The following is an 8042-nucleotide window of genomic DNA, read 5'->3' as shown; positions in this document are numbered from 1 at the left end:
TGTCAGCGAGTACATCTGCCGGCAGAAAATAATCAGTTCGTCTAATGAGACTTTCTGCTGAAAAGCCGATTTTAAACTTTCACCAAAGCTGCTGTTAAGTAACGAAAAGCCCTGCCCGCCGGCCGGGTTAATGGACAAAGGAACCAACCCGCGCCGCATGAGTACGTCAGCGGCATTACGCTCATCGCTGGCATCAACTGAGCCGCGCTGCAGTTGGCCTGATTTGTCCCGGGCGCGATAACGAAACTGCATCAGATGCTGTCCTCAACACTTTCAGCCAGGAATAACACTTCATCCACACTGGTAACGCCCTGCCGCGCATAATCCAGCGCAACCGTCGCCATGGACTGATAGCCCGGATGCGCTTTAGCAGCCGCAGCAAATTCACGAGTGTTACCGTCACGTAAGGCATCCATCATAGGCGTGTTCATTTCAAGCAGCTCAAACACACCGATACGTCCCCGGTATCCGGTATGGTTGCAGCTCTGACAGCCAGCTCCGCGTTTGAAAGAATACTGAGAGCTACCTTCTTTCAAATGTTCCAGCCACTGGCTTTCCGGTTCGTCTGGCTGATAATCTTCAGTGCACTTGTCACACACCCTGCGCACCAGACGCTGAGCTAAAATACCGCGTAGTGCCGCAGCAACCAAATACGGCGGCGCGCCCATATCAATTAGGCGCATGGCGCTGGTGATAGCATCGTTGGTGTGCAGGGTGGATAAAACCAGGTGACCAGTGATGGAGCCGCGCAAACCTATTTCTACGGTTTCGTGGTCACGCATCTCACCGACCATAATAATGTCAGGGTCCTGACGTAAGGTGGTACGCAACACGCGTGAGAAATCCAGGCCGATTTTACTGTTTACCTGCACTTGAGATATACGCGGCAGGCGATACTCCACCGGATCTTCAACCGTAATGACTTTTTTGCCTTCGGTGTTTAATTCACTCAGTGCGCCATACAAGGTTGTCGTTTTACCGGAACCCGTCGGGCCCGTTACCAATAGCATACCGTGCGGTCGTTTTATCAGGTTACGTACGCGTTTAAGAATTGAGTCCGGCATACCGGTTTGCTCTAAAGACAATAAGCCAGCTGACTGGTCCAGCAGACGCAGTACGCACGACTCACCATACTGCACCGGCATAGTCGATACACGAACATCAATACTGTGCTTGCGGACCTTCATATTAAAACGCCCGTCCTGAGGCAGGCGACGCTCGGAGATATCCAGTCCGGCCATCAGCTTAAGGCGCAATACCAGCGCATTGGCAATATTGGTTTCGTCCAGAACATTTTCCTGCAGCACACCATCAACCCGCTGACGGATACGGAGCTTACGATCATCCGGCTCAATATGAATGTCAGACGCGCGAACTTGCACTGCATCTTCAAAGATTGACTGCAGTAACTTGGCGACAGTTGCTTCGTCCGTATCGTCATCAAGGCTGAGTTGGCCCAGTTCAAATTCACTGGTGTCTTCGTATTCGTCTTGTAACTGGCTGGCAAAGGTTTCAATTTCCTTCGTGCGTCGGTACAGGTTGTCGAAGGCCTGCATCAACTCACCCTCAGGCACAACCGACAATTCAACCTGACGTGGAGCCAACAACTGGTTTATCGCATCAATTGAGGATAAATCGGCCGGGTCGCTCATGCCAACCAGGGCTTTCTTGTCATTGGCTTCAATGACCAAAGCGCGATGCCGGCGAGCCTGAACCTCAGGCAGTAACTTGAAAGCCTCCGGTGGGATTTTTCGCTCAGAAATACTAATGAGCGGAAGTTTCAGTTGCTGCGCCAAAAACTCCAGTAACTGCTGTTCTGAAATGTAACCGAGATCAGTTAACGTTGCCCCTAGCTTGCGTCCGCTGAGGTGCTGCTCTTCCAAAGCCTTATGCAGTTGATCTTCTGTGATGATTTGCTCATGAACAAGCAAATCACCCAGTCGCATTTTAAGACGTGGGCGCTTCATTGTTCACCTGCCGGTTCATTTGCCTCTAACAAAGCAATTTGCTGATGAATAAAGTCGACCGTGGGGCGATGCGTAATTCGCGTTAATGCTTCTTCATAAGAGGCTAAAGCTGTTTGCGGTGCAAATTCCTGCTGAGCTAAGGCTTTACCCAAATACCAACGGCCCTGCGCCGGTTCCGCCACAATAAGGCGCTGATAAGTATTGGCAGCCGTCTGATAGTCACCCACTTCCTGAGCTAACAATGCTTGTTTCTGAACGTAGTCCGGGTAGTCTGCTGCATTCGGTGTCGCTTGCTTCAGCAAACTTAGGGCTGCCGCCGGACGGGCTTCTTTTTCTAAAATGCGAGCGCTTAATAACCGAAACTCAAAGTCAGACGGGTCACGTTTAAAACCTGCCTCTAATGTCGTCAGAGCTTGAGATACCTTGTTGCGCCCAAACTGAAGCGCTGCCAGTTTTTTTCGGACATTTTTATTGTCCGGAGTTACAGCCAACGCTTTACGCCAATGCTCTTCAGCTGAAGTTAACCGCCCCTGTTGCTGCGCTTTCTGCGCTTTCTCAATATGTTGTTCAGCAATTTCAGTCGGTGAAAGTTGTACGGGTTGCTTACTAAACTCACCGCTCGGCTCAGCTTCGTCGCTGCTGTTATCCGCGGTCGATTCAGGCTCTTCTTCAACTGCTTTAGGCTCAACCTCTTTACTTTCAGGCGCGCGTTTTGCCTCACTTATAGGCTCAGACACCGCCACTGATGCGAGGTTATTCTGGTCAATGGCAGTTTGTTCGCGCGAGCCAGTGGCTGGTGCATCGGCACGTTCAGTGGGTACCGTAAATGCAGATGAATCAACTAATGGCTCAACGCGCTCCTGCACTAACGGCATGTCCGCAGCTTCGCTTTCAGTTACCCTCATCACGCCATCATCTGAGGACTGCCACCAAAAAAACACCAGAGCAAGCGTAATAGCAATGAGTGACGCTAACAGCCATAACCCAAAACGATGACTACCTCGGCGCTCCACCGCGCTACTGGCAGCATTTTTCGAAAACGGTTGCTGGCCACGGCGATCAAGATCCTTCAAGACTTTATTGATTACGCTCATAAAGAACCACCCATTTTCCAATAACTAACAGCGGCAGCAGCCAGGAAAACAAAGCCGACTGACACAGTAACAGGTAGCCAAACAGAGCGGGTTGACTCAGTATCTTCGGTATCCTTAACCGCCAGCTTCAAATCTTTTGAAGATAATTGGCGCCGACCTTCTCCGTAAGCTAATAGCAGCATTTTATGGCAGAGCATATTAACCAATCTTGGTACCCCGCGGCTGCTCCGGTGCAGGCCTTTTATCAGTTTCCAGTCAAAAATTGGCGCACCTTTATAACCGGCCACATCCATTCTATGGGCGATGTATTCCGCTGTCTCATCGACGTTCATGGCAGTCAGTTTATGCGCGAAACTAATACGCTGACGCAACTGCCGGAAAGCTTTTTGAGATAAGCGCTCATCGAGCTCTGGTTGCCCGAGTAAAATAATATGCACCAATTTGCGCCGCTCAGTTTCCAGATTGGATAATAAACGCAAAGCTTCCAGACTTTCCTCTGGTAACGCCTGCGCCTCATCAATCAAAATAACGACCGCCTGCCCACTTTTATTAATGTCCAGCAGACGTTGCTGTAGAGCTCGCGCCAATTGTTGCTGGTTAGTTAACTGCTCGGTTTCAACGGACAATTCCTGAGCAATGGCCAGCCTCAGCTCAGCCGGATCCAGGTAGGAATCAGGAATATAGGCCGTTTTAAAAAAGTCAGGAATATCGTTCAGTAACCGCCGGCATAGCAGAGTTTTACCGGTTCCCACTTCTCCGGTAATTTTAATAAAGCCCTCGCCGGTTTTCAGCGCAGTCAGAACCACCTCGAAAGCCTCGTGGTGGCTTTTCAAGTCGTAGTAGAACTGCGTGTTCGGCGTTATCGTAAAAGGCAGTTCGCGTAAGCCGTAATGGTATAAATACATACTACCTATTGCTCAATGTCCGGGAACCATTCCTGCAGCAGTTCGCGTGATCGTTTCAGTTCATCGCGCCAGGTATCCACACCGACTACCGTGGGCTTCAGTAATATCACCAACTCTTTCTTTTCCTGACGATTACGGCGATTCGTGAAAAGCTCACCGAGCAACGGAATGTCGCCTAGTAACGGAACCTTACCCACTTCTTCAGAATTTGTGGTTTGCATTAAACCACCCAACACAACAATTTCACCGTTGCGGGCTTTTACTATGGTATCGGACTCGCGAATGTTGCTGCGCGCCAGCGGCAGTACCGACTCTTTTCCTGACACGGTGATGACTTTTTCCTGTTCGCTGGTTTCGACCACTGACGGATGAACATGCAAAATGACTTCGCCGTCATCGCTAATTTGTGGTGTAACATCCAGAGAGATACCGGAGAAAAACGGTGTGAACTCGATATCAGAGTCTGACGACGAAATACCGCCGGAATCAAGCGAAGTGCGGCTGGTCACGTCGGTAACAAAATACTCGTCTTCACCAATTTTAATGACCGCTTTTTGATTATTCGACGCACTGACACGAGGGTTCGACAGAACCTGAACCGTGCCTTGGGTTTGCAGCATTTCTATCATGCCACTGAAATTATTTCCTTCATCGGTGTAAGTAAGACCGAATAACCCACCAATAGCCGCTGAAGTCGCGTTAGTTGGGGTCACGCCATTGAATTCCACTCCAAAACCCGCATTGCCGGAATAGATATCGCTCCAGTTAATACCCTGCTGATAACTGTCGTTCAGTGTTACTTCAATAATGCGTGCTTCCAGAATCACCTGACGTTGTAAGCGCGACTCCAGGGTTTCGATGAAGTCGCCAACAGCGCGAAGCTTGTCGGCTGACGCAGTCACACTAACCACCCCGGCCTGCGGCGACAAGACTACATTGCCGTTACCTATGATGCCTTCAATAACTTCTTTTAAGTCGCCCCACAGGTTGGTTTCCGATTGCGTGGTAATACTGGAACCATTGCCTTGCATGGAGTTTTGACGTGAGTCGCGGCTGTACTCACCACTACCGGCGAAAGGGCTTGCCCCAGAAACATTGGTGTTATTCGTATTTCCGCGATTAGACTGGTTATTGTTATTACGCTCATCACTGACGCCACCGCCGGAGATTTCAGTTTGTGACATACCAAAACGCCGCAGTGACAGGTAGTCGAGCGGAAACGTTTGGGTGCGCACACCAGAAGGGAATATTTGAATTGTACGGCCGGAGCGACGCACTTCAAAACCGTACATATCCTGCACTGCGTCCAGCGTTTCATCCAGCGTGACATCTTTAAGGCTCATTGAAATTTCGCCGCTGACATTCGGATGCACCAGAATATTATAAGGGGAATCGGCAGCCAGACCGTAAAAGAAAGCTTTTGCATCAACTCCATCAGCCTGTAAAACAAAGCGTGGCTCTTCCAGCAATGCTAAGCCGTCTTCTTGTTGCCCGCTCGCGCTTTGATTGAGAAAGTTACTGACTTCCGCAGGCACAGCCGACTTTGTAGCAGACGCTTTTTTCTCGGCAGCTTCTGGCTTCATTGCCTCATTTGCTTCGTCTGGTGAATAGCTCGGTTGATAAGCACAACCCGCTATTACTGCCAGTAATAATGCGCCTGTCGCAACTTTTATCATTGTACTGCCCCCGGGATGCCTTTCTTATTCTGTTTTATCGGCTCAAATAAAGTAATCTCGACCACTTCATTACTTTTTTCAACAACCACACTGTTTGGTTTTATTGACGTTACTTCCACACCATCAACCCGCTCTCCCGGCTTGACCCACTGGCCATTTAACCGAGCTGACTGGCTCTGCTCAGAATACAAAATTTGCGTCAATTTCAATTCTTCCGCCCAGCTGTCCAGGTTAGCTATTGTTTCCGTTTCATTGACCGGAGGCCGAGTCGGGTCACGCTCTTGCGCTAACGTCGACAACGGCAATAAAACAAATAGCCATAAAATTAAGTTACGCACTGATAAACTCCTTATCAGTACTCAGTAAATACCAGACAATAGTCACTGTTGCTGTCGGATAATTCGTCACTTGGTACTCAAAGTTCGCCCACCGCACACTTGGATACTCCGTTTGCAGTTTATCGACAAATTTCGATACAGCAAAAAAACGTCCGCTGAACTCCGCCTGAATAGCATGTTGATAGAGCTTAATTGAACCGGTTTCAAACACCACTGACGGCTCCTGCGCTTCCAGGCTTTGCATTTCCAACTCAGAAGCGTGTCGTAATACCCCTTGCAAAAACTGTTTACGCTGGTCGGCAGGTAATAGCACGGTGTTTCCTGAGAAATCTTCTTTGGCCACAACCAAGCGCTGCTGTAGTTGTTTAATCTCTGCTTTAACCGGCGCGTTCACATCTTTACTTAACTGAGTTCTTAACTCTTGCTGCAATTGCTTCAGCTGTTCCAGTTGCGACTCAATACGACGGTTATCAGCCTGCGTACTTTTGTTCTCTTCAACAGTTGGAACAATTAAGTAACTGATAAGAGGCAGTGTCACAACAAGAAAAGCTGCCAAGGCCATCAACGCACGCTGGCGAGCAGGCATAGCGTCAAAGTTCTCTTGTAAGTTTAGCCACCAGTTCATCATCTCTATTTGTCCTCGTCAGTCCTGACGCTTTGCAACAGAAACTGTTGGTAGCCCTGTTCGCTTCGCTTAAGCTCAACAACAGCAAAGCGCTTGTCTGCCAGTAAGTCAGACTGACCGAATTTATCCATCTACAAAACGAGTGCTTCACTATTTAACGCCTGCCCATGCAAACGAATATTCTCGCCCGCAATTGAAAAATCAGTAAGCCAAATAGCTTCCGGCGTTATTTGTGCCAATTCATTTAAAAAGCTGCTAACCGAAGACGACTGACCTTGCTGGAACTCGCTAATTCTGCGACTGAAACTTTGCGTATCCTGAAGTTGTTGTATGAGCTCTTCTTTTTCTTCACGTAACTGCAGGCTAGGCTCTCGCCGTTCAAGTCGTTCCCGGGCACGAGTCAGGTCATCGTTAACCGCCTGTAAAGCATTCGATAATTTTTCATTTTCCTGGGTAACTGCTGAATTTTGCCATTGAGTAACCACAACTACAGCTATGAGCAGCGCCAGCCAAACACCTAAAACAGCGCTTAAACGAGCTAAGGTCAGGCGCTGTTTAATTGGCTGCAAGTCACGACGATAAAGGTTTACCCACTGCTTCATGAGGACACCTCTAACAATGCGCCCAGGCCTGCCAAATCGGAATAGTCGTCTTCGCGTAATTCAGTTGCCCACTTGGGGTACGAATAAACGCTGCACTCAACAGCTAAAAGCTCTGACAGACTGCTCTGCACTGCCGATAGCTGTCTGTGCTCAACCGCTAAAATAATGCGGCTAATGGGTGCCTGCCGTAAATGACTTTCAAAATAGTCAACCGAACGCTGGAGCTCGGTTGCCAGCGGCTCCAAAGCTCCCGTCTGTATTTCTTCAGCGGTATAGCTCGAAATATCGGTGACACCACGTAGCAAACGCGTAAACATCAACCCTTTAGGCGTGTTAATTTGCGCGATATAATTGCCACTTGGGTTCTGGTACAAGGTTAACTCAGCATGGTTTTGAATTTCGACCAACCGGGGCAAGGCTAACTCCGCAATACCAATGTCCGTTAGCTGCAGATCATGCTCGCTAAAAAAATCGACCCAGGGTTTTAATTCGTGCCGGTTCGCTGCAACTGCGACTACCTTATCCTGCCCCGAAGGTTGTTCAGGAAACTCATAGTAATCGGCGATAATCTCATTGCCAGATAGGGAAACTAAGTCGCTTAAGCTGTATTTTAAACTCTCAGCGATTTCATCGGAGTCAAGCATGGGTCTATCTACTTGAACCGACTCATATAAGTCAGTGCCCAACACTAAAATCACCTGCGCATGCTTTAGAGACATACGCGAATATTTGCTCAGCAACGCGCCCGCTTCTTTAACCAGTGAGCCACGCTTTACTTGCTCATGATCGTTAACAATCAGTTCAGGTGACTCGGCGAGTCCTTTAGCAATAAGGA

The 8042-nt window shown here is 48.9% G+C and carries 9 protein-coding genes and 1 pseudogene; all 10 read right to left on the bottom strand.

Annotated features, from left to right (window positions below; translation table 11 throughout):
• Window positions 1–252 (bottom strand): annotated as a pseudogene (locus tag B3180_RS12370) (type II secretion system F family protein); the annotation flags it as partial.
• Window positions 252–1967, bottom strand: coding sequence for a GspE/PulE family protein (locus tag B3180_RS12365; RefSeq protein WP_278358280.1), 1716 nt, complete (start codon window positions 1965–1967; stop codon window positions 252–254). The pseudogene B3180_RS12370 and the gene B3180_RS12365, both read right to left, overlap by 1 nt.
• On the bottom strand, window positions 1964–3061 hold the full coding sequence (locus tag B3180_RS12360) for a tetratricopeptide repeat protein (protein WP_286844878.1): 1098 nt from the start codon (window positions 3059–3061) through the stop codon (window positions 1964–1966). The genes B3180_RS12365 and B3180_RS12360 overlap by 4 nt, the downstream gene beginning before the upstream one ends.
• On the bottom strand, window positions 3058–3966 hold the full coding sequence (locus B3180_RS12355; RefSeq protein ID WP_222236396.1) for an ExeA family protein: 909 nt from the start codon (window positions 3964–3966) through the stop codon (window positions 3058–3060). Before B3180_RS12355 ends, B3180_RS12360 begins: the two co-directional genes overlap by 4 nt.
• A gap of 5 nt (window positions 3967–3971) precedes the next feature.
• On the bottom strand, window positions 3972–5642 hold the full coding sequence (mshL, locus tag B3180_RS12350; RefSeq protein ID WP_278358282.1) for a pilus (MSHA type) biogenesis protein MshL: 1671 nt from the start codon (window positions 5640–5642) through the stop codon (window positions 3972–3974).
• Window positions 5639–5980: a Type II secretory pathway component gene (locus B3180_RS12345; protein WP_199494783.1), complete on the bottom strand. Its 342-nt coding sequence runs from the start codon at window positions 5978–5980 to the stop codon at window positions 5639–5641. The genes mshL and B3180_RS12345 overlap by 4 nt, the downstream gene beginning before the upstream one ends.
• A complete protein-coding gene (locus tag B3180_RS12340; RefSeq protein WP_224797799.1) occupies window positions 5973–6608 on the bottom strand; it encodes a Type II secretory pathway component in 636 nt (211 codons plus the stop codon). The genes B3180_RS12345 and B3180_RS12340 overlap by 8 nt, the downstream gene beginning before the upstream one ends.
• Window positions 6609–6610: 2 nt before the next feature.
• Window positions 6611–6736, bottom strand: coding sequence for a hypothetical protein (locus tag B3180_RS12335; protein ID WP_286844872.1), 126 nt, complete (start codon window positions 6734–6736; stop codon window positions 6611–6613).
• Window positions 6737–7207: a PilN domain-containing protein gene (locus B3180_RS12330; protein WP_286844870.1), complete on the bottom strand. Its 471-nt coding sequence runs from the start codon at window positions 7205–7207 to the stop codon at window positions 6737–6739. It abuts the gene before it with no gap.
• Window positions 7204–8042, bottom strand: an 839-nt coding sequence (locus B3180_RS12325; protein WP_286844867.1) for a Type II secretory pathway component, incomplete at its 5' end; no start/stop codon positions are given. The genes B3180_RS12330 and B3180_RS12325, both read right to left, overlap by 4 nt.

This window comes from Idiomarina sp. UBA4206, from assembly GCF_002383015.1.
GTDB lineage: Bacteria > Pseudomonadota > Gammaproteobacteria > Enterobacterales > Alteromonadaceae > Idiomarina > Idiomarina abyssalis.
This window is presented reverse-complemented; position numbering and strand designations above follow the sequence as displayed.